At 64.3% G+C, this 21,509-nt stretch carries 21 protein-coding genes; all 21 read left to right on the top strand.

Translation table 11 applies throughout. The annotated features are described in order from the left end of the window. Nucleotides 1-117: 117 nt before the first annotated feature. On the top strand, nucleotides 118-570 hold the full coding sequence (locus tag ACVOLV_RS03370; RefSeq protein ID WP_481553140.1) for a lysozyme: 453 nt from the start codon (nucleotides 118-120) through the stop codon (nucleotides 568-570). Continuing rightward, on the top strand, nucleotides 570-857 hold the full coding sequence (locus ACVOLV_RS03375; protein WP_481553141.1) for a hypothetical protein: 288 nt from the start codon (nucleotides 570-572) through the stop codon (nucleotides 855-857). The genes ACVOLV_RS03370 and ACVOLV_RS03375 overlap by 1 nt, the downstream gene beginning before the upstream one ends. Further along, the gene (locus ACVOLV_RS03380; RefSeq protein ID WP_481553142.1) at nucleotides 854-1,327 is read left to right on the top strand and encodes a lysis system i-spanin subunit Rz; all 474 of its coding nucleotides are present in this window, start codon (nucleotides 854-856) and stop codon (nucleotides 1,325-1,327) included. Before ACVOLV_RS03375 ends, ACVOLV_RS03380 begins: the two co-directional genes overlap by 4 nt. Further along, on the top strand, nucleotides 1,324-1,569 hold the full coding sequence (locus tag ACVOLV_RS03385; RefSeq protein WP_481553143.1) for a hypothetical protein: 246 nt from the start codon (nucleotides 1,324-1,326) through the stop codon (nucleotides 1,567-1,569). Before ACVOLV_RS03380 ends, ACVOLV_RS03385 begins: the two co-directional genes overlap by 4 nt. Further along, on the top strand, nucleotides 1,569-2,024 hold the full coding sequence (locus tag ACVOLV_RS03390; protein ID WP_481553144.1) for a terminase small subunit-like protein: 456 nt from the start codon (nucleotides 1,569-1,571) through the stop codon (nucleotides 2,022-2,024). The genes ACVOLV_RS03385 and ACVOLV_RS03390 overlap by 1 nt, the downstream gene beginning before the upstream one ends. Further along, a complete protein-coding gene (locus ACVOLV_RS03395) occupies nucleotides 1,996-3,495 on the top strand; it encodes a hypothetical protein (protein ID WP_481553145.1) in 1,500 nt (499 codons plus the stop codon). Before ACVOLV_RS03390 ends, ACVOLV_RS03395 begins: the two co-directional genes overlap by 29 nt. 5 nt (nucleotides 3,496-3,500) lie before the next feature. Beyond that, entirely contained in the window at nucleotides 3,501-3,701 is a 201-nt protein-coding gene (locus ACVOLV_RS03400) for a hypothetical protein (protein WP_481553146.1), read from the top strand. A gap of 2 nt (nucleotides 3,702-3,703) precedes the next feature. Continuing rightward, nucleotides 3,704-5,422 carry a portal protein gene (locus tag ACVOLV_RS03405; RefSeq protein WP_481553147.1) on the top strand — a complete coding sequence of 573 codons (1,719 nt, stop codon included), beginning with the start codon at nucleotides 3,704-3,706 and terminating at the stop codon, nucleotides 5,420-5,422. An 8-nt stretch (nucleotides 5,423-5,430) separates the two neighbouring features. Continuing rightward, nucleotides 5,431-5,778, top strand: coding sequence for a hypothetical protein (locus ACVOLV_RS03410; protein WP_481553148.1), 348 nt, complete (start codon nucleotides 5,431-5,433; stop codon nucleotides 5,776-5,778). Next, nucleotides 5,771-6,442, top strand: coding sequence for a hypothetical protein (locus tag ACVOLV_RS03415; RefSeq protein ID WP_481548346.1), 672 nt, complete (start codon nucleotides 5,771-5,773; stop codon nucleotides 6,440-6,442). The genes ACVOLV_RS03410 and ACVOLV_RS03415 overlap by 8 nt, the downstream gene beginning before the upstream one ends. A gap of 64 nt (nucleotides 6,443-6,506) precedes the next feature. Next, nucleotides 6,507-7,508 (top strand): major capsid protein, encoded by a 1,002-nt coding sequence (locus ACVOLV_RS03420; RefSeq protein WP_481553149.1) that lies wholly within the window; start codon nucleotides 6,507-6,509, stop codon nucleotides 7,506-7,508. 70 nt (nucleotides 7,509-7,578) lie between these two features. Next, entirely contained in the window at nucleotides 7,579-8,013 is a 435-nt protein-coding gene (locus tag ACVOLV_RS03425; RefSeq protein ID WP_481548344.1) for a Bbp16 family capsid cement protein, read from the top strand. Further along, nucleotides 8,010-8,333: a hypothetical protein gene (locus ACVOLV_RS03430; RefSeq protein WP_481548343.1), complete on the top strand. Its 324-nt coding sequence runs from the start codon at nucleotides 8,010-8,012 to the stop codon at nucleotides 8,331-8,333. Before ACVOLV_RS03425 ends, ACVOLV_RS03430 begins: the two co-directional genes overlap by 4 nt. A gap of 53 nt (nucleotides 8,334-8,386) precedes the next feature. Beyond that, nucleotides 8,387-8,716, top strand: a complete 330-nt coding sequence (gene gp10, locus ACVOLV_RS03435) for a capsid staple protein (protein WP_481548342.1) — start codon at nucleotides 8,387-8,389, stop codon at nucleotides 8,714-8,716. Between the two features lie 3 nt (nucleotides 8,717-8,719). Further along, nucleotides 8,720-9,364: a phage connector family protein gene (locus tag ACVOLV_RS03440; RefSeq protein ID WP_481548341.1), complete on the top strand. Its 645-nt coding sequence runs from the start codon at nucleotides 8,720-8,722 to the stop codon at nucleotides 9,362-9,364. Between the two features lie 4 nt (nucleotides 9,365-9,368). Continuing rightward, nucleotides 9,369-10,544, top strand: coding sequence for a phage tail protein (locus tag ACVOLV_RS03445; RefSeq protein ID WP_481553150.1), 1,176 nt, complete (start codon nucleotides 9,369-9,371; stop codon nucleotides 10,542-10,544). Continuing rightward, complete coding sequence (locus tag ACVOLV_RS03450; protein WP_481553151.1) at nucleotides 10,544-12,217, top strand: phage tail protein; 1,674 nt, start codon at nucleotides 10,544-10,546, stop codon at nucleotides 12,215-12,217. Before ACVOLV_RS03445 ends, ACVOLV_RS03450 begins: the two co-directional genes overlap by 1 nt. Next, nucleotides 12,217-12,690, top strand: coding sequence for a hypothetical protein (locus ACVOLV_RS03455; protein WP_481553152.1), 474 nt, complete (start codon nucleotides 12,217-12,219; stop codon nucleotides 12,688-12,690). Before ACVOLV_RS03450 ends, ACVOLV_RS03455 begins: the two co-directional genes overlap by 1 nt. Then, nucleotides 12,683-13,240 carry a virion core protein, T7 gp14 family gene (locus ACVOLV_RS03460; RefSeq protein ID WP_481553153.1) on the top strand — a complete coding sequence of 186 codons (558 nt, stop codon included), beginning with the start codon at nucleotides 12,683-12,685 and terminating at the stop codon, nucleotides 13,238-13,240. The genes ACVOLV_RS03455 and ACVOLV_RS03460 overlap by 8 nt, the downstream gene beginning before the upstream one ends. Next, nucleotides 13,240-15,480 carry a hypothetical protein gene (locus ACVOLV_RS03465; protein ID WP_481553154.1) on the top strand — a complete coding sequence of 747 codons (2,241 nt, stop codon included), beginning with the start codon at nucleotides 13,240-13,242 and terminating at the stop codon, nucleotides 15,478-15,480. Before ACVOLV_RS03460 ends, ACVOLV_RS03465 begins: the two co-directional genes overlap by 1 nt. Then, nucleotides 15,477-21,470, top strand: a complete 5,994-nt coding sequence (locus tag ACVOLV_RS03470; RefSeq protein ID WP_481553155.1) for a hypothetical protein — start codon at nucleotides 15,477-15,479, stop codon at nucleotides 21,468-21,470. The genes ACVOLV_RS03465 and ACVOLV_RS03470 overlap by 4 nt, the downstream gene beginning before the upstream one ends. Nucleotides 21,471-21,509 lie beyond the last annotated feature (39 nt).

A 21,509-nucleotide genomic window follows, 5' to 3' on the forward strand; every position in this document is an offset into this window, starting at 1 on the left:
TCTCCAAAGCCCTGGCCAAAAGCCGGGGCTTCTCCGTTTCTGCCCGTCCCCCTGATCCGGACCAATCATCGAAGCCAGCCGGCTGCGGTGGCGGGCCTCTATTGCTTGGAGCAACCCATGTCCGCATACGACAACGCAGCCGCCTTGGTGCGGAAGTGGGAGGGCTGCCACCTGAAGGCCTACCCGGACCCTGCCAGCGGCGGTGATCCGTGGACCATCGGGTTCGGCGCCACCGGCCCGGGCATTCGCCGCGGTGTGGTGTGGACCCAGCAGCAGGCCGAGGAGCGGCTCGAGCAGGACGTGAAGCGGTTCGTTGATGGTGTGCGGCGCATGCTGCAGCGCCCGGCTACGGACAAGCAGCTGGGTGCGATGGCGTCGCTGGCCTACAACATCGGCCTTGCGCGCTTCGAGAAATCCACGCTGCTGCGCTTGTTCAACGAGGGCAAGCCCGAGGCGGCCTGCAAGCAGTTCGGCGTGTGGGTCATGGCTGCCGGCAAGCGCATGCAGGGCTTGGCCAACCGTCGTGCAGACGAGGCGAAGGTGTTCGCTGGCGGGGAGCTGGGGGCTTGATGGATATGACCGGCACCGATGTCGCAGTCGGCGGCGGAATCGCGCTCCTTGGGAAGTTCCTCTGGGATCGTTTCGTCAGCACCGACGGCAAGTCTTACGACGCCTTGGTCAACCAACAGGGGGATCGCATCAATGCTCAGGAACAGCGGCTTGTTGCCCTGGAGACGGGGCTGGATGAAGAGCGCAAGGCCCGCCGCGATGCGGAGTCCAAGGTCTACGAGCTGACCCTACGGATACAGCGGCTGGAGTCGGAACTGCGCCGGCACAACATCGAGGTGCCCCAGTGATCACCCGCGCCCACATCCTCGCCGGGCTCGGCCTGTTCCTCGCTGGCTGCCTGCTGGGCCGCGAGTGGCGCGACCGTTCGGCAGATCTGGCAGAGAGCCAGCAGGAGGTCAAGGCGCTGGCCGCGCAGGTCGAGGCAGTGCAGGGCGCCCGGACCATCGAGCAATCCCAAGGCCAGGCACTGGCCACCATCGGAGCCAAGCATGAAGAAGACCGGGAAGCGGCCGAGGCCGTCCCTGCTGCTGTTGTTGCTGATCTGCGCAATGGCAATGTCCGCCTGCGGCAAGAGTGGGCCGGCTGTGAGACCCGACTACTGTCCCAAGCCGTCGCCAGCACCGTCGAACGTGATGCGCTTGCCGCAAGCAGAGAAGAGGCTGCGGGCCGAATTGTTCGAATCGGCCGAGACGCCGACGACCAGCTCGCAGCCTGCCAAGCCGTGATCAAGGCTGACAGGGTAGAGGTCCAGCCGTGAGCCAGGTTGTTCACCTTGTCCCCAATAACGCCCTGTGCGTCGACCAGCAGCAGCTTGCTGCGCGCATCCGTCAGTTCGCTGACCGTATTGAGGCCGGCGAGTTCGGGAGCCTGGAGAAGGTCTGCCTGGTGATGGACGGTCCGAAGGTCGATTACCGGGTGTATGGCCGGCAGTGCAACTCCGCCGAGCTGGTGGGCCTGCTGGAGTGGTGCAAGGCGCGGATCATGCAGGGTGATGAGTAATGGCAAGGCCGAGTAAGTACAGCCAGCAGCTGGCAGACGCGATCTGTGAGCAGCTGATTGATGGCAAGAGCCTACGCACCATTTGTTCCACGGCGAAGATGCCGGGACGTTCCACGGTATTGCGTTGGTTGGCTGAGAACGAAGCATTCCGGGGCCAATACGCACGCGCACGCGAGCTGCAGGCCGACACGCTGGCAGAAGAGATCCTCGACATCGCCGACAAGGCGGTGCTGGGCGAGCGCCTGAAGAAGGACGGAAAGGGCAAGGTACTGGAGCGCACCACCGGCGACATGGTCGAGCGTTCCAGGCTGCAGATCGATGCGCGCAAGTGGTACGCCGGCAAGCTGCAGCCCAAGAAGTACGGGGAGCGTGTGGCGCTGGACCATGGCGTGCAGGACAACCTGGCCGATCAGTTGAGGGCCGCCCGTGAGCGCGCAGCTGGCCGCGAGTCCTGAGCAGCAGCTGGTAGAGGCCATTGCCTCGTTCCAACATGACCCGCTGGGGTATGTGCTGTTCAACTTCCCCTGGGGTGAGAAGGGCGGTCCGCTTGAAGGCAAGTCCCTGCGCAAATGGCAGCGTCGGCAGTTGGAGAAGATCGGCGTCAAGCTGAAGGCCGGTGCCGCTGATGCCGGCGAGGTGATCCGCCAGGCTGTCGGCTCCGGTCACGGCATCGGCAAGTCCGCGCTGGTGGCCATGCTGATCAAGTGGGCGTTCGACACGTTCGAGGACACACGCGGCGTCGTCACGGCAAACACCGACAACCAGCTCCGCACGAAGACGTGGGCCGAGCTGTCGAAGTGGCACGCGATGAGCCTGACGAAGGGCTGGGCCACGCTCACTGCTACGGCGTTGATCAGCTCAGCGCCTGGCCATGACAAGACGTGGCGCATCGACGCGGTGCCGTGGTCGCAGAACAACACCGAGGCATTCGCCGGTCTGCACAACGAGGGACGGCGCATCCTGCTGGTGTTCGATGAGGCCTCTGCCATCGCTGACAAGGTCTGGGAAGTGGCCGAGGGCGCGCTGACCGACCAAGGCACCGAGATCGTCTGGACCGCTTTCGGCAACACCACCCGCAACACTGGGCGGTTCCGCGAGTGCTTCCGCAAGTTCAAGGCCAGCTGGGATACCGAGCAGATCGACAGCCGCACCGTTGAGGGTGTGAACCTGGTCGAAGCGGCCCGCATGGTGCGCGACTACGGCGAGGACAGCGACGTGGTGAAGGTGCGCATACGCGGCCTGTTCCCGTCCATGTCAGCCCGCCAGTACATCGCCGAGGCAGACGTTGTCGCAGCCTACGGGCGCCACCTGCGGCCGGAGCAGTACAGCTGGGCTCCCAAGATCCTCACGCTCGACCCAGCTTGGGAAGGCGACGACGAGCTGGTGATCGGCTTGCGGCAGGGCCTGTACTTCCGGGTGCTGAAGACGCTGCCGAAGAATGACAACGACGTGCACGTAGCCACGATCCTCGCCCAGTTGGAGGACGAGCATCAGGCCGATGCGGTGTTCGTGGATGGCGGTTATGGCACGGGCATCGTGTCCGTTGGACGCACCTGGAACCGCGACTGGCGGCTGGTGTGGTTCTCGGGTGAGTCCAGCGATCCGGGCTGCCTGAACAAGCGCGCCCAGATGTGGAAGGAGGCGCGCGACTGGCTCAAGGAAGGCGGCGCCATCCCCGAAGACCCAACGCTGCGCGACGAACTGCAGGCGCCCGAGACGGTGCCGCGCTTGGACGGCAAGGTGCAGATCGAATCCAAGAAAGACATGAAGCGCCGCGGCCTGCCCAGTCCCAATCGGGCCGACTCGCTGGTGCTGTCCTTCGCCTATCCGGTGATGGCAAAGCCCAGATTCCCCGATGGCACTCCAGTGGTGCCGCGCGACGACAACGACGCCCAGGCGGGCGAGCCCTACAACCCGTTGAGGTGATGCAGATGTGTACAAGTACCCCGAAGGTCAAGCCGGTGGCCGCAGCGCCGCAGGTCGGGCCCGAATCAATCGATGATGCCGCGATCAACGAGCGCGACCGGGAAAGGCAGCGTCAGCGTCTGCGCCGTGGCCGTGCGTCGACCATCTTGGCCGGGGACACCGCCGCCACCCCTACCGCGCCCGTCAAGACGGCACTGGGAGCCTAAGCGTGGCTATCGACCGGCTGGAGCTGCTGAAGCACTGCAAGTATCGCGCCACAGCAATGAAGGAGGCGCAGTCCGAATGGAAGGGCGACTGGCAGCAGGCGTCCGAGTACATCGACCCGACTCGCGGCCGCTTCAGCGACAAGCAAGGCAAGCCGATCAAGCGCAGCCGCGCCAAGATCATCAACAGCAAGGCCACCGAGGTCCTGCGTGTGATGGCGGCCGGCATGATGTCGCACATGACGAGCAAGGCTCGGCCTTGGTTCAAGGCTGGCATTGCCAACTCGCAGCAGGCGGAGCTGTTCGGCGTGCGCGTCTGGCTGGATGCGATTTCCCAACTGCTCCGCGACACCCTGGCCGGCAGCAACTTCTACAAGGCCATGCCGGTTGTCTACACCGAGGACGGCCTGTTCGGCACGGCGCCAATGCTGGTGCTGGAAGACAGCAAGGACGTGGTGCGGTTCTACCCGCTGACCTGCGGCACCTATGCCGTGGGCCTGGACGACGATCAGCGTGTTGACTCTCTGTGGCGCCAGTACAGCCGCACTGCGCGCCAGCTGGAGAAGCGCTACGGTCGTGATCGGCTACCGCGCACCGTCCAGTCCGCACTGGATCGTGGCGGTGATGAGAAGTTCTGGCTGCAGTCGCTGATCGAGCCGAACCCGGATGCAAAACCGGGCATGGGGCCGCTCGGCATCCAGGCACCGCACCTGCGCCCCTACCGCGAGGTGGTATGGATCGACGCCGGCACGGACGACGGCACCGGCGTGCTGGACATTGGCGGCCACTACGAAGCCCCGTTCGTCGTTGCACGCTGGAACCCGGTGGCTGAGGACATCTATTCCACCAGCCCTGCGGTGGACACGCTGGGCGACATCAAGCAGCTGCAGTACCTGGAAGGCGAGAAGCTCCGAATCATGGAGCAGCTGTCCGACCCTACCCTGGCGGTGCCGGATACTCTCCGTGCCCGCGGCGGTGCAAAGCTCCGCAAAGGGGCGCATATCTACCTGCCGCCCGATGAGGCGCGAGGGGCTGAGGTCCGTCCGGTCTACACGCCAGACGCTCGTTCGCTGGCGCAGATACGCGAGGAGATCGCAACGATCGAGGCCCGCATTGAGCGGGCTTTCTTCTATCAGCTGTTCCTGATGATGGAATCGCTGGGCGATCAGACTGGGCGCACCGCAACCGAGATTGCCGAGCGTCGCGAAGAGAAGGCGGCGGTGCTTGGGCCGACACTGGAATCGATCACCGATGAGGTGCTTGACCCGGTGATCATCCGCGTGTTCCGCCTGCTGGAGCGGGCAGGTCGCATCCCGGATCTGCCCGAGGCATTGGCCGGTACACCGCTGCAGATCGAGTACACGTCCATCCTTGCCCAGGCGGCGAAGGCCAATGGTGTCAGCACGATCGAGCGCGTGGTGCAGTTTGCTGCAGGCGTTGCGCAGGCTACCGGCAACCCGGCGGTACTGGACAAGCTGGATGGCGACCAGGCTGTCGATGAGTACAGCAGCGCAGTTGGCGGTCCTGCCTCGATCATCCGCAGCGATGACAACGTGGCCAGCATGCGTGCCGACCGTTCGCAGCAGCAGCAGATGCAGCAGATGGCGGCTTTGGCCCAGCCAATGAAGGACGGCGCGCAGGCGATCAAGACGGCCGGCGAGGCGGTTCCGGAGGATGGTTCCGCAGCTCAGGCGCTGATGGATGCAATGGGTGGCGGACAGTGAGCCGCGACATGTTCCGGACGGAGCAGGAACTGGAAGACCAGCGCCGGCACGAATCACTGGCCAGGCTTCAGCACCAGCAGCTTGTCGAGGATGTCCGCGGCGTTCTGGACGATCCGCGGATGCGCCGGCTGCTGTGGCAGTTCGTGCAGGCAATGGGGTTGGATGCCTCGCCATACCGCGTTGAGCCAACGGACACCGCTCGCGCCATCGGCAGGCAGGAAGCGGCGCAGTGGTGGTTGAACGCCATTCGCGATAACTGCCCTGAGCGCGAGGCACAGATGCGTGCCGAGGCCAACAAATCACTGAAGCAGCTGCTTGCGCAGCTCCGAGCCAACGAGGAAGCAGAAGATGAGTGAATCCAATACGGTCGATGCTGGCAACGCTGGCGGGACCACCGAAACCACCAACACCGCGACGCAGCAGGAAGCCGGGGCAAAGCCGACGGTAACCGAGGGCCAGGGTGGCGGGGAAGCTTCGGGCGCACCGCAGGGCGAAGGCGAGGGTGGCAGTAACGCCAATCCCAAGCCGGAAGGCCAGCAGAGCGCACCGGAGCAATACGAGGCGTTCAAGGTGCCGGAGGGCTTCGCGCTCGAAGGCGACCGCCTCAAGACTGCCGGCGAGTTCTTCAAGACCAATGGCTGGACGCAGGAGCAGGCCCAGCAGGCCGTCGACCTGTACAGCCAGATGGCCGGGCAGGACGCGGCGGCGCTGCAACAGGCGATGGAAGACAAGCGCGTCGAGCAGGTTGCGCAGTGGGGCGAGCAGACGAAACAGCAGCTCGGCGACAAGTACGACGAGACGGTCAGCCTTGCCACCACTGCGGTAAAGGCCATCAACGATCCCGAGTTGACCAAGGCATTCAATGAGCTGGGCCTTGGCAATCACCCGGCGATGGTCAATGCCTTTGCCTTCTTCGGCCGCGTCATGCGCGACAGCTCGATGGATGGGCTGGGCGGCGGCACCAGTACCGGCAACCAGGCCACCGACCACGCAAGCGTGCTGTACGGCAACAACGCCTGATTCACCACCACCCCGAAACCCACGGCCACCGCAAGGTGGCTTTTTCATTTCTGGAGATTGAAATATGTCGACCGTAGGCAATACCTACCTGACCCTTGCGGACGTGTTCAAGCGCACCGACGCCAACAAGCAGATCGCCGCTGTCATCGAGCTGTTGGCTCAGACCAACCCGATCCTGCAGGACATGATCGTCAAGGAGTGCAACGACGGCACTTCCCACCTCACCACCGTGCGCACCGGCATCCCCGAGGCCACGTGGCGCATGCTGTACCAAGGCGTTCAGCCCACCAAGTCCACCACCGCGCAGGTGCGTGACGCCACCGGCTTCGCTGAAGCGTGGAGCGAGATCGACCAGAAGCTCTACGAGCTGACCCAGGACAAGGCCGGTCTGCGCCTGTCCGAAGCATCTGCGTTCCTCGAAGGCCTCAACCAGACCTGGGCTCGCGCCTTGTTCTATGGCGACCAGGCCACCACGCCGCAGATGTTCACGGGCCTGACGCCGCGCTTCAACAAGAAGGCGACCAGTGGATCCGGCAACCAGATCGTGGACGCTGGCGGCACCGGTTCGGACAACACCTCGATCTGGTTCGTAGTGTGGGGCGAGAACACCGTGCACGGCCTGTACCCGAAGGGCAGCACCGCGGGCATTTCCCGCGACGACAAGGGTTCGCAGACGAAGACCCTGACCGATGGTTCGGTGTACGACGTGATGCGCGAGAAGTTCCAGCTGGATGCTGGCTTGTCGGTGCGCGATTACCGCTACGTGTCGCGCATCGCAAACATCGATGTCTCTGATGCGCAGGCGGGCACCGTGAAGCTGTACGACTTCATGCGCAAGGCTTTCTACAAGCTGCACCAGCGCAAGGTCACCGGTGGCAAGGCAGCCATCTACCTCAACAAGGACATGCTGGAAGTCCTGGACACGCTGGCTACCAACGGCGGCACCACCGACAACTTCGTGCGCCTGACCCGCAAGGAGATCGAGGGCGAGGAAGTGCTGGCCTATCGCGGTATCCCGCTGCGCGAGTCGGATGCGCTGCTGAACACCGAAGCCCGCGTGGTCTGACCGACCGCACCAACCCTTGGCAGTGGGCTTCGGCCCGCTCGCCGTTAAGTCATTCCAGGAGCACATCACCATGATCCTTGATCTACAGAACCTGTTCTCGAACGCACAGGCAGTGCTGGCGAGCGCAGCATCCACCAACGTGATCGACCTCGGCGCCACTGGCACTGTCGTCGGAGAAGGCGCCCCCATCAAGCGCGACATCGGTCCAGGCATTCCGGTTCCGCTGCGTGTCCAGGTGGTCGAAGCCTTCAACAACGCCACCAGCCTGCAGGTCGAACTGCAGGTGTCGGCTACCGAGAACTTCGCTTCGCCCACGACCGTCGGTTCGCAGACCCTGCCGCTTGCCAGCCTGGCCGCCGGCGCCGTGTTCGGCGGTCTGTACTTCGTGCCGCGCGGCGTCAACCAGCGTTATGCCCGCCTGAACTACACCCTGGTTGGCACGGCTCCGACCACGGGCAAGATCACCGCGGGCATCGTTGCCGGCCACCAGGAGAACAACCTGTGACCGGCCTTCGCGTGCGCGCGACCCGGCGCGGATTCTTTGGGCAGCAGCGCGAACCCGGCGACGAGTTCGAGATCGACAGCGACAAGCAGATGGGCTCCTGGATGGAGAAGGTCGGTGACCAGGCCGTGGCCGAGAAGTCGGCGCCACCGGTTGACCAATTCCTGGCTCGCAACGCTGATCTGATCAAGGCGGATCTGCCCGGCCTGGCGGTTGAGCAGCTGGCTGCCTATCGCGAACTGGAAGCCTCGGCCGAAAAGCCCCGCAAGGGTGTCATCGAGGCAATCGACCAGGCCGTGGCCGAGAAGTCGGCAAACGCCTAACCGGCAACCACAGAGGCCACCTTCAGGTGGCCTCTCTCTTTCTGGAGCAGCACATGAAGCTGGTTTCGATGAAGCGCAGCGAGGTGGACAAGGGCGAGGCAGAGAGCTGCTCGCCGTGTCATGGCGACACGCCCGACTACCCCTGGGGCCTGCGGCTGAACCTCAATGAAGAACAGCTGGCGCAGCTGGGTATCGGCGCCATGCCAACGGCAGGTGCGGTGATCCTGATCGAGGCCAAAGGCGTCGTGTCGAGCATGCGCGAGGAGCAGATCGACGGGAAGCTTCAGCGTGGGCTGGAGATCCAGATCACCGAGCTTGGCGTGGACACTGGCGCAGGCGAGACGGTGGCCGAGCGCCTGTATCCGGCCAAGGACAAGGCGTAAGCCATGCCTTCCAAGATCGACATCTTCAACTTGGCGCTGCTGAAACTGGCTCAGGACGCAACGATTGCCAGCTTCACGGAGCGGTCCAAGGAATCCCGAATCGCTGCACGCCTGTGGGAGCCCATGCGCGACCTGGTGCTTGCCGAGCGGCAGTGGCCGTGGGCCATGCGCGCGATGCCGCTGGCTGTGGCCAGCGAGCCGGCAATGCCTGGCTGGCAGCTGCGCTACTCACGTCCGGCTGACTGCATCACCGTGGTGGCGGTCACGGATGAGGCCGGCGTGCGCGCCGCTCGTCGCATGTCGCGGTGGTGCGAGGACGACTTCCGCCTGCGCTACGCGGTTGAATACGAGGTGGCCGGTGGCGAGGAGGGCACCAGCATCCTTGCCGACATCGAGCAGGCCTACCTGATCTACGTCGCGCGCGTCGAAGACACCGAGCGCTATCCACCGAGTTTTGTGGATGCGCTGGCCTGCAAACTGGCCGAGGAAGCAGCGCCGGCGATCATTGGTGATCGAGGCTTCAGCTCAAAGCCAAACCTGAAGCAGCTGTACCAGATGGCCCTGAGCCAGGCAGCTGCTCACGCCTACAACGAGGGCGTGCACGACGACGATCCGTACATGCCGGCCGCTCAAGCGGCGAGGGGCTGAGGCGATGCCGAATTTCCCGCAACCGTCCTTGGCTGGCGGCGAGCTGTCGCCAGGGCTGCATGGCCGCGTGGACCTTGCCCGTTACATGACCAGCCTGGCCACGTGCCGCAATGTGGAGACCAAGCCAACGGGAGGTGCAGCGAAGCGCCCTGGATACATCTTTCGCGGCGAGGTGAAGCACCACGACCGCGACACCCGGCTTGTCCCGTTCATTTACTCCACGGAGATCAACTACCTGATCGAGATGGGGGACGGCTACTTCCGGTTTTGGGTGGACGGGGTGCTGCTTCGCGATGGCCTTGGGCAGCCGGTTGAGGTGGTTACGCCCTACACGGGAACCATGATCTACGACGTTCGTTTTACCCAGTCGGCAGACGTGATGTATCTGGTGCACCCGTGGATCCCACAGAAGGAGCTGCGCCGGCTCACTGCGACCACGTTCGAGCTGCGCAACTTCGAGTTTCGCCGTGGGCCGTTCCGCGCCTTCAACACCGATGAGGCTGCAGTAATGGCCGTGTCAGGGACGCAAGGCGTGGTCAACGTGACGGTCAACGTGTCCACCTTCACGCCCGAGATGGTTGGTTCGCTGCTGTACGTCGAGGAGAAGGAGCTGCGCTCCGTCAAACCGTGGGTATCTGCGGAAAAGAACGTCCCCCTCGGCGCGTATCGCCGCAGCGACCAGAAGGTCTACCGGTGCGTGTCGGTGCCAACAAGTCTTGGTGGGAAAGGTTCTCCATACTACGTCTGCGGTGGCGTCCGCCCGGTGCATGACGTTGGCCGGGCATTCGATGGTCCGCAGGACGTGAAAGACGATGGCGTTAACTCCTACGCCGTGGGTGTGGAGTGGGAATATGTACACGGTGGCTTCGGCATCCTGCAGGTAACCGAGTTCGTCAGCGCATACGCGGTGAAGGCCACCGTCATCGAACGCATCCCCGACAGCATCATCGGTACTGCGCCGGCTCCCGTCGGCGGTCCCTGGTCCTTTAGTGGCGACGGCACCGCCAAGGTTTTCCCCATCACCGGCGCGGCCAGCGGGTCCTACCTGGACTACAGGGTCACCATCAATGGTGTTCCTGTGCAATCCAACCCGTTCTATCCAGGCGGTAGCGGTACTGGCGGTTCCAGCACCGGCGGCATCGGGCGCGGTGGTAACGGCACGACTACGGAGGCGCTGTAATGGCACAGGGCTGGACGATCAACGCCATCACCGGGCAGATCACGTTCTACGAGGCGCCGCCGGCTGGTACAGACAACATCGTCGTGACGGAGTTCGCCGCGGGCGCCAATGGCGGCACCGACGTGTGGGCAGTCGGCGCCTGGTCGTATCGCTACGGCTATCCCGGCGAGGTGGAGTTCTACGCCGATCGAATCTGGTTTGCCGGTACGCCGGGCGATCCGCAGACGGTGTGGGCATCGAACATCGGCGACTACAACAACTTTGGCCGCAGCTCCCCGATCGTGGACAGCGATGCGGTGTCCTTCACCATCAACGCGAGGCAAGTGAACGCCATCCGCGACCTGGTGCCGCTGGACAGCCTGCTGGTACTGACCACCGGCGGAGAGTGGAAGGTCACCGGTGGGCAGGACGATGTGGTCACTCCCAGCACCATCGGCATCAAGCCGCAGTCCTACTATGGCGTTGGTAACGTACCGGCCAGGGCTTTGGGCGAATCGGCGATCCTGCTGCAAGAGCAGGGCCAGAAGGTTCGTGACCTGGCCTATCAGTTCGAGAAGGATGGGTTCCGTGGCAGCGAGATCAGCATCTGGGCCGATCACCTGGTAGAGGGTTACAGCTTTCGCTGGATCGAGAAAGCCGCGGCGCCATGGCAGATCGTATGGCTGGTGCGCAATGACGGTGTACTGGTGGGCTGTACCTACCTGCCCGAGCAGGAGGTTAGCGGCTGGCACCGGCATGACACGGGACGTGATACCGAGAATCCCGAGATCGGCGAGGACCGTGTGCTGGATGTGTGCTGCCTGCCCCGGAAGGATGAAACCCAGACTTATGCGCTGGTACGCCGCGTGGTCAATGGGCAAGTTCGACAGTACATCGAGCAGAAGGCTCCGACGCGCCAGCCCGAGACTTTGGACTGGAAGTACCTGGACAGCATGCTGACATACGATGGCCGCAATGCCTCGATGACCACGATCACCCTCACTGGCTCAGGCTGGACGGAGAACGACGAGCTGACAGCGTCAGCCAGCGATGCGGTGTTCACCGGTGGCAGCGATGTCGGCGATGGCCTGCTGCTGCGACTGGGCAGCGAACAGGTGCGGTGCGTAATCATTGAGTTCATCAGCACCGTAGCGGTGAAGGTGCGCAGCATCGGCCAGGTGCCGACGGCACTGCGGAATGTCGCAGTGCTGAATTGGACCTTGCAACGAGACAGCATCGGCGGCCTTGGGCACCTGGAGGGCCGGACCGTGTACGCGTTGGTGGACGGAAATGTGGAGCGCGACCTGGTCGTGTCGGCCGGTAAGGTGCAGTTGCAGCGTCCAGGCGGCGTGGTGCAGGTCGGCCTTCCGTATGGCGCGCACATCGAGACGCTGGAGATCAACAGCGCCAGTGGTGAGGCGGTCCGGGCAATGAAGAAACTGACCTTCGAGATCGCCTTGGTCGTGCGGAACACGCGCGGCGTTCATGTCGGCGGTTCGCTGGATGCGCTGGACCCGATTGCACAGCGGCAGTTCGAGAACTACGACGAACCGACCGAAGCGCATACCGGCATTTTCAAGAAGAACATCACCGCCCGTTGGGGAGAGGATTGCGGACACGTGCACATCTTTAGCGACGACCCGCTGCCGATGGAGATCCTGTCCATCGTCCCGAAAGTGGCCATCTCTGACTGATGCGTACCGTTTTGGTACCCGCGGAACCGGCGCACGTCGGAGAGATCGCTGTGCGCGCTCGGCAACAGGACATTGCCGAGCTGTGGGCGCTTTCCCGCACTACGCCCGCTGAGGCGCTGACGCGGGGGCTGGCGACGACAGTGGATGCCACCACTGCTTTGCTGGACGGACGCCCAGTGGCCATGTTCGGCGCCTCACCGTATTCGATCCTGGGCGGAATGGGGACGCCTTGGATGATCGGCACCACCGACCTGCGGAGCTGGTCGGCCCAGAAGGAACTGCTGCGTGTTGCTGCCCCTGCGGTCGAGCGCATGCAGGAGCGGTTCCCCGCGCTTCTGTTCAACGCCGTTGACGCCCGCAACAAAGCGGCCAAGCGCTGGCTGCGGTGGCTCGGTTTCCAGTTCCTAGAACCCATCCCAGTTGGCCCTGACGGGCTCCCGTTTATCCCATTCTGGAGAAAAGCCGGTGTGTGAACCGACCACCATCGCCTTGATTGCAACCACGGTGCTGACGACCGCCTACCAGGCGAACGCCCAGCGGCAGGAAGGCAAGGCCAACGCAGCCATCGCGGAGAACAATGCCCGGCTGGCAAGTGCTGACGCCGACGCGACCAACGCGCAGGCTACTCGCGACATGGAGCAGCAGTCTTGGCGCACGCGCGCTCTGCTGGGCCAACAGCGGGCATCCATCGCTGCCAACAACCTTGATCCCACGTTCGGCAGCGCCGCCGAGATCATGGGCGAGACGGCCATGTTCGGCGAGGTCGACCAGCAGACGTTGCGCATGAATGCCGCTCGACAGTCGTGGGGATTTAACGCTCAGGCAACGAATTACCGCAACCAGGGGTCTCTGGCGCGCTGGAGTGGCAACACCCAAGCGGCCGGCACAATTCTCGGGGGTCTGGCATCGGCGGCGAATCAGGCCTATAGCGCGTACGGCTCCCGTAGTGCCAGCAAATCCCGAGTGGGCGGCGGCACCACTGGCACCGTCAACAACGGCAGCTGGATGGGAGGGTACGCCTGATGGCCACCTTGATTCCCCGCAGCCCTGGCCCGCAGGTCCAGCAGCAGATGGGTCCGCAGGTGCGAAACACTGCGCAGGTCGACATGTCGCCAGCCGTCCGTGCTGCCGGCGTGCTCGGCAAGACTGCCGGTGACTTCTTCCAGCAGCAGAAGGATAAGGCGGATCTCACGGCGGTTATGCAGGCGCGTCGTGAGCTTTCCGATTGGGAGGGCAGCACTTTCAATCCAGCCAACGCCGACGGCATTGCCAAGTACCAAGGGAAAAACTCGCTGCAAGCGCACGATGTGCTGCTCGGTGACTTGGATAATCGGGTCAGCGACATTCGTTCCAGGTTGTCCGCCGATCAGCAGCAGCGTTTCGATGCTGTGGCGTTCTCATTCCGCGACTCCGTGCAGGGGCGGCTGAACAACTATGCCGATCGCGAGTACAGCGCCTACGAGGCGGCTGAGCACAAGGCCACGATCGAGAACATTGGGCAGGACGCCGTAAGCGCTGGCATGTCTGGCGACTTTGGCCTGGCCGACAACCGCCTGCAGGAGGCGATAGGAATTGCCTCGGCATCCTACGAATCGCAAGGGCTTGGCGCGGAAGCCATCAAGGCCAGTGAGCGCGGCATCGTTTCGTCGGTCCGTAAGCAGACAGCGGCAGCCATGGCCACGCGTGACCCATTCGCGGCCGAGGACTACTACCACCGCTATGCCGACCAGATGACCCCGGAGGATCGCGCGCAGGTCGAGCGCACGCTGTACCCCGTGGTGAAGGACCGTGCAGCGTATGAGCTGGCCCAATCTCTCGCTGAAGGCCGTGGTGCAATCGAGCCGCTTCCGGCGCCGGCTTCGCGCGGGTTGCCGTCGGCAGCGGTTGCCAAGGCGATCGATGACGCGGCGAAGGCCGAGGGGCTGGACGCAGCTGGCCGCGCGGACCTGTATGCGCTGGCGGAGCAGGAATCCGGGTTCAACGCTGGCGCCGTGAACAAGGAAGTGCTGGACGATGGCGACCAAGCAACCGGGCTTTTCCAGTACCGGGCAACCAGTGCCGGCGGCATCGACCGGAAAGATGCCGCGGCTTCGGCCCGGCGTGCGGCGCGCGAGTACCGGGAGCGGTTGGCCAAAGGTGGGCGCGAGTTCGCTATCGCCGCGCACTTCGCGGGTGAGGGCGGTGCTGATGCGGTGGTTAATCGTGGCCGCTCCGCCCAGAATCCGAAGACTGCGCTCTATGTGCGCCAGGTCATGGGGCGATCTGCGCGATGGGCTTCTGAGGGCGATTCTGGTGTTGCGCCGGCTGCACCGATTGCCGCTGGTGCCCGCGCAATACCGACAACCTTGGCCGATGCTGTCGCAGCCATTCCGCGCAGGATGCCGCCGGATCAGCGGGCTGCGACGGAGGGCTATCTGCGCGACATTTTCGCCCAGCGCAAGGATCGGATCGAGCAGGCCAAGCAGCAGGCGGCCATGTCGATCTACGACAAGGTGACCGCAGCGGGTGTAAGCGTGCCGCTGTCGCAGGTATTGGCACCTGCCGAGCTGGCGCTGGTCGGTCAGGATTCCAGCCTCAGCGAGTCCATAAACCGGTATCGGAACCTGATCTCAGAAGGGACGGTGATCGAAGATGATCCGGGGACGCTCGATCGACTGCATCGGATGCAGGCACTTCAGCCATCCGAGTTTTCCAGGCTTCCACTTGGCCAGTACGCCGACAAGCTGAGCGGAAAGACTTTGAAGACTCTGGCCGAGGACCAGACCAAGGCCAACGATCCGGCAAAACGCGTCGACTACATGACGGACGAGCAGCGGCTTAATCGAGGGTTCCAGATGCTGGGGATCGGTACTGACTCCGACGCCAGTGGAGATGGGTCCGGCGACAAGAATGCACCTCGCAGCTCGCTTCGCGGCGAGTTCCGCATCGCGTACCAGAACGCGCAGACGGCGTTTGTGCAGACCACTGGAAAGAAGCCGACGCCAGAACAGGGGGACGTGCTGCTTAGCACCGTGGCCAGACAGTTCTCTCAGAATCTGCAGGCAGGGCGGCTGGGAACAATCCGCGATGAGGACGGAAAGTTCAAGAACAACCCGAAGGTGGCAACTGGCCTCTACAGCGCTGCCGCGCAGTTCGACCTGCAAGTGAGCCAGGCCGATCGTGACGCCGTGCGCGGCGCTTACACCCAGAAGTACGGCCAGGCACCGACCGATGCCTGGGTTACGCAATATCTGTCCCGCAGGATTCAAGGAGCCAAGAAGTGATCGACAACGTGCTGGACGGCTTCGATGAGCTGTCGGATGAGATCGAAAGCAGTCGGCAGGTCACTCTGCGCAGTGCCTACACGGGCACCAGTGCAAAGCCCGAGGAAGCTGCTCGCGCGAACAAACTTTCGGACCAGCTCGGCCAGCCTTACGGAGTTGTGGCGGCAAATCTGAGCGACTTCGAAGACGACGCCCGGCGGCAAGACATATCCGAAGCTGGAAAGCGTTCTCCGCATGTGGCCGAGTTTCTGAGCGATCCGCGACGTATGGCCTTGGCCAGCGATGAAGCTCCAAAGCTGTCTGCCTACACTCAGTCACTTGTTACGGGGCAGATGAGCGCGGCACCGGAGCCAAACATCCTGCAGCAGGTGATTGGCGGGGTTGTGAGTGGTTGGCGGCGCGGCAAGGCCAATGCGTTGGCGATGCTGCCTGCCGGTCCAGCGGTGGTGGATCCCGCTACGGGCAATCTGACTACCGACCGTTCTGCAGAAGAGGCTGCGCTGCGAGCGGATATGGAACGGCGTGCGCAGGCAGCGGATACCACCAGCGCATCGACCGATCGCGGTTTTCAGGCATTCGACCGTGCGAACAAGGCTGATGGATTCACTGGCGCAGTGAAGGAGCTGTACGCCGGGGGAACAGATACGCTCGGCGCCATTGCGGTAACACTTGGCCAGTCGATAGGCATGGGTGCACCAGGGCTGGGCCTGACTGTGGCCACGGGCGGCGGCAGCCGAGTCGTCACCGCTGCCACGGCGGGCACAGGTTCGGGCTTGACCGAGTTTGGCGCCAGCATCTCCGAGAGCATGCAGGATGCTGGTGTTGATCCCACCGATGCCTATGCCGTTGGCCAGTTCCTGCGTGATCCGGCAAAGATGGCCGCAGCACGCGAGAAGGCAGCCAAGCGAGGCATGGCCATCGGCGTCTTTGATGCGCTGACTGCTGGTGTGGCAGGCCACTTCATCAATAACGCACGGCGCAGCGCCACGTCCGCAGTCCTCCGCACCGGCGCTGAAGCTGGCGTCCAGCTTGCCGGTGGCGCTGGTGGTGAGGCCGTCGCGCAGATGCTTACCGAAGACCGCCTCAAGTGGGGCGACATCCTGATGGAGGGCCTGGCCGAGATTCCTACCGGTGCTGTAGAGGTCCACGCCAACTACCGCGCTGCGAAAGCGTCGGGACAGGTCCGCTGGATCAACGAGCGCCTGGAGCAGGTGATGACCTCCGGCGACAGCAATGAGCGCCTTCGCGCAGCCACCGAGTTGGCCGCTGATCTGAAGCTCGGCGAGCGCTCGCCGGAGGACATGAAGGCGCTGACCGCGCAGGTCGCAGGCGAAGACGCGCGGGTGTATCTGGACGCAGAGCAGGCCCAGACGCTATTCCAGTCCGCTCCGCAGGTGCTGCAGGACATGGTGGGCGGCGAGTCCGCTCTGGCCGAGCAGCTAGCCACCGGCCAGATCGTCATTCCGATGGCTGAGTGGATGGCCGCTGTCCCGCGACTGCCGAACCGCGACGAGATCCTGCGCAGTGCCCGCACCACGGCAGAGGGTCTGTCGCCGGCAGAGCTGGAGACGCTGGACATCGAGGGAATGGCGCGCGACTTGGGCGTGCCGCTGGACGCGCCAGCACCGGGCACAACCGCCGCAACCGCCCGCGGCCAGGTGCAGCAATCGGTCATGGCACAGCTGGTGGGAACCGAGCGCTACACCCCGGCGCAGGCCGAAAGCCAGGCGCAGCTCTGGGGAGCTTTGTTCGGTAGGCTGGGCGAGGTCACCGGACAGGATCCGGTGGCGCTGTACGAGCGGTACGCCGCCGGCATTGATGCCGCCGAAGCGACAGCAGAGGGCGGCGAAGCACAGCCTCGCACGCTGATGCAACGCGGCATGGACGCCCTGCGCAGCCTATTCGGCCGGCCGCAGGTTGCCACCGATGGACGCGGCCAGCAGACCATTGAACGCGACGGCGGGACCTATGTGCAGCGCGCAGGACAGTGGCTGCTGGCGGACGATCAGGGCCAGGCTCGCGACTTCCTGACCCTGGACCAAGCGCGCATCGAGGCCGAACGCACTGGCGGCGAGATCGTGCAGGACGATCCAATCGAAGGGCAGCGGCAGACCTGGAGCGTGGCGCTGCCGGACACCGCCGCGCGTGAGGTGTTGGCCGGAGACATCCTGTTTCAGGGTGGTGCCGAGCCTCGGGGTCAGATCCAGATCGGCATCGACCGGTCAATGCAGATCAGCCTTTTCAAGGGCGCGGACCTGTCCACGTTCCTGCATGAGTCAGGGCACTTCTTCTTGGAGGTCTACCGCGACCTGGCAACGGCCGAGGGTGCGCCGCAGCAACTGCGATCCGACATGGACTCACTGCTGCAGTGGTTCGGCGTCGATTCCGCGGACCAGATTGGCGTCGATCAGCACGAACAGTTCGCCCGAGGGTTTGAGGCATATCTGGGCGAGGGCAAGGCGCCGACGCCGGAGCTGCAATCGGTTTTCAGTCAGTTCAAGCAGTGGATCATGGGCATCTACCGCAGCCTGCGGAATCTAGATGTTGAGCTGACCGACGACGTGCGCGGGGTCTTCGACCGCATGCTGGCCAGTCAGGAAGAGATTGAGGCCGCGCAGGCCCGTTCTGGCTTCGAGCCGATCGCGCGTGACTTGGCAGAGGCGCAGGCCTTGGGCATGACCGAGCGCCAGTTCACGGACTACCAGCAGCAGATCGCCGCTGCACGCGAGCAGGCTGAGGCCGACGTCATGGCGCAACTACAGGAAGCCGACGCCCGCGCCCGCGAACGCTGGTGGAAGGACGAGCTGGCCACGATTCGCAACGAGGTCGAGGCCGAGGTCGAGGCCACCCCGATCGTTCGCGCTTACCGGGTGCTGACCGGGCGCAAGGAAGCCGGTGGCGAGCCCGTGCCGGAGCGGCTGCAGGGCCTGAAGCTGGACCGGGCTGTTCTGGCAGCGACCTATGGCGACGGCCTGCTGGACAAGATGGGCAGGGTCTACGCACGCAAGGGCGGCACGCATCCCGAAGAGGTGGCCACACTGCTGGGCTTCACCTCAGCCGATGAATTAGTGCAGGGCCTGTGGACGGTACGGCAGACCCTGGCAGGCGTGAGCGCGGAGGCTGACGCGCGCATGCAGGCCCGCCACGGCGACCCGATGACTGACGGCACGCTGCCGCAGCGGGCTCTGGACGCGGTGCACGGCAGCCGCAAAATCCAGCTGCTGGAGCGCGAGCTGGGTGTGCTGGCAGCCTTGGCACGCGAGCCGAGGCCAAATCGCCGCGAGCTGAAAGCTGTGGCCGAAGCCCTGCTGTCCCGCAAGACTGCGCGGCAGATACGGCCCAATGAGTACCTTGTGGCTGAGCGCAAGGCTGCACGTGCAGCAGCGCAGTCAGCGGCCAAGGGGCGATACGGTGAAGCATTGCAGGCGAAGCGGCAGCAGGCCTTGAACGCCTTGCTGTTCGCAGAGGCCCGCTCCGTGCAGCAGGAGGTTGAGTCGAAGGCCGGCTACATCCGGCAGCAACTGACCCCGAAGGCGCGCGAGCGGTTGGGCAAGGCCGGCGCCGACTATCTGGAGGCCATGGACACGATTGCCGATACCTACGAGTTCCGCGACGTATCCGGACGCGCAGTGGCGCGGAGGCAGAGCCTGCGGCAATGGGTGGAGGCGCGGCAGGCCGACGATGACCTGACGGCCATCAGTGACGCACTGCTGGCGCGGGTTGAGGCGGAGAACGTCACCAACTACGCGGACCTGCCGATCGCTGAGTTCCGGGAGCTTCACGACGCGGTGACCAATATCGCGCGACTGGCGAAGCTGAAGAACCAGCTGCTGGCCAACAAGGACCAGCGCGACTGGGACAGCGCCCAGGCCGAGCTGGCCGGCGCCATTCGCGGCGCGATCGCTGAGGGCAAGCCGCTGCCGTTCTCCGACGCCGACATGACCGCGATGCAGAAAGTGGGGTCGGCCTACACCGGCCTGCTGGACTGGGTGCTGCGACCGGAAACCGTGGTGGAGTGGCTGGACGGCGGAGAGACGGGGCCGTGGCACGACTTCCTTTGGAACCAGGCCGAGGCCGCACAGCAGCAGCGCATCGAACTGCGCAACCGCGTGGGTGGCATGCTCGAGCAGACCATGAAGGCCCTGACGCCTGAGCAACGGGCGGACCTCAACCGATTGGTCTTCGTGCCCAGCCTGGGCCGATCGATGTCGAAGAACACCATTGTGGCTGCTGCCCTGAACATGGGTAACGCCGGCAATCGTGACAAGCTGATGCGGGGCGGCTACGTCGGCAACAACAGCGAGGTTGCTCCTTTCACTCCGCAGGCCATCGCGGAGATGCTGGGGCACCTGACGCCGGCCGATGCGCAGATGGTGCAAGGCATTTGGGATGCGGTGAACAGTCTGTGGCCCGACATCGTGGAGCAGCAGCGCCGACTGTCGGGCGTTGCCCCGGAGCAGGTGGAACCCATGCCGCTGATCTTTACCGCGGCCGATGGCTCGACGGTCAGCCTGCGTGGCGGTTACTACCCGGCGGTGTATGACCCGCGCGTGTCCGCCGGCGGCGCCAAGCAGGCGCGTGCTGCGGAAGAACAGATCCTGGGCGGCACCTTCAGCCGGGCGATGACCAGCAAGGGGCACACCAAGGAACGCACTGACTACGCGGCGCCGATGCTGCTGGACTACCACCGCGTGCTGTCCCGCCACCTCAATGACGTGATCACCGACGTGTCCCACCGCGGCTACGTGAAGCAGGCGCTGCGGGTGCTGGAGGACCAGGAACTGAAGAACCTGATCCAGCAGCGGCTTTCGGAGGGCGCCTATCACTCGCTCTACGGCAGCGTGAAGAACGCAGTGCGTGGCGCCTCGGTGTCTGAGCCTGGTTCCAGCATGGCCGAGAAGATCGGCGACGCGGTGTTGACCAATACGGCTGTGGCTGCTCTGGGCTTCAGGCTTCCGCTGGTGTTCGCAAACACCGTGGTGGCACCAATCCAGGCTGCGGCGCGCGTCGACCCGAAGTATCTGGCCACCGGCTACGCGGCCTATTACCGCAGTCCTGGCAAGATGACCGAGATGATCCATTCCTTGTCGCCCTACATGGAGGAGCGTGCGAACTCGCTGGATTCGTCCTACCAGGTCGTTCTCGGCAAGCTGTCAGGCAAGCGGGGCATTCGTGCGGCAGCAATGAAGATGGCTATGGAGGTGCACCGCTGGACAGTTCCGTTGGCTGAGCGGGCAATCTGGCTGGGCAGATACCAGCAGGCACAGGCGCAAGGGATGGGGATCGATGAGTCGGTGCGTCTGGCCGACAAGTCGATTCGTACCACGCAACAGGCAGGCGCACCCAAGGATCTGAGCGCGGCCGAGCGTGACCCGCGTTACAAGTGGGCACGCATGTTCATCGGCCCGATGATCATCATGAACAACCGGCTGCAGGAATCAGGCCTACGTGGACTGTACCTGGGGCGGGTGCAGTCACCGGCACGTGCGCTTGGTACTTGGCTGTCGGCCGGTGTGCTGTCGAACGCCGTGTTCGAAGTCCTGATGATGCGCGGTCCGGATGGTGGTGACGACGATGAGAAGGGCTGGGACGACTGGAGTGCCTGGCTCGCGCGTAAAACGATCCTGTTCCCCTTCCAGACCATCCCGCTTTTGCGCGATGTAGCTGGCGGCATTGACGCAGCGATCGAGGGCAAGCCCAGCATGGGCCGTCCGAATCCGATCGTGGATGCAGGTGTGGCACTGGCGAAGTTCGGCCAGGCCGCATGGAAGGAAGGCAGGGATTGGATTGCTGACGACGACGAGCCGGACGCCGAAAAGCTGATCAAGACCGGCGTGCGCGCTGCTGGTCCGTTGACCGGTATTCCCAGCAACCAGATGCTGACAACCGGCGAATACATTTACGACGTTGGCACTGGTCAATACACCCCTGACAACCCCGCAGAAGCGGCGGCCTACCTTCTTTATCGGCGCCCCAAAGACGAGCAGTAACAGCCTGCGCCATTGACCACCAAGCCCCGCCAAGTGCGG

Source organism: Stenotrophomonas sp. STEN023 (assembly GCF_056760135.1).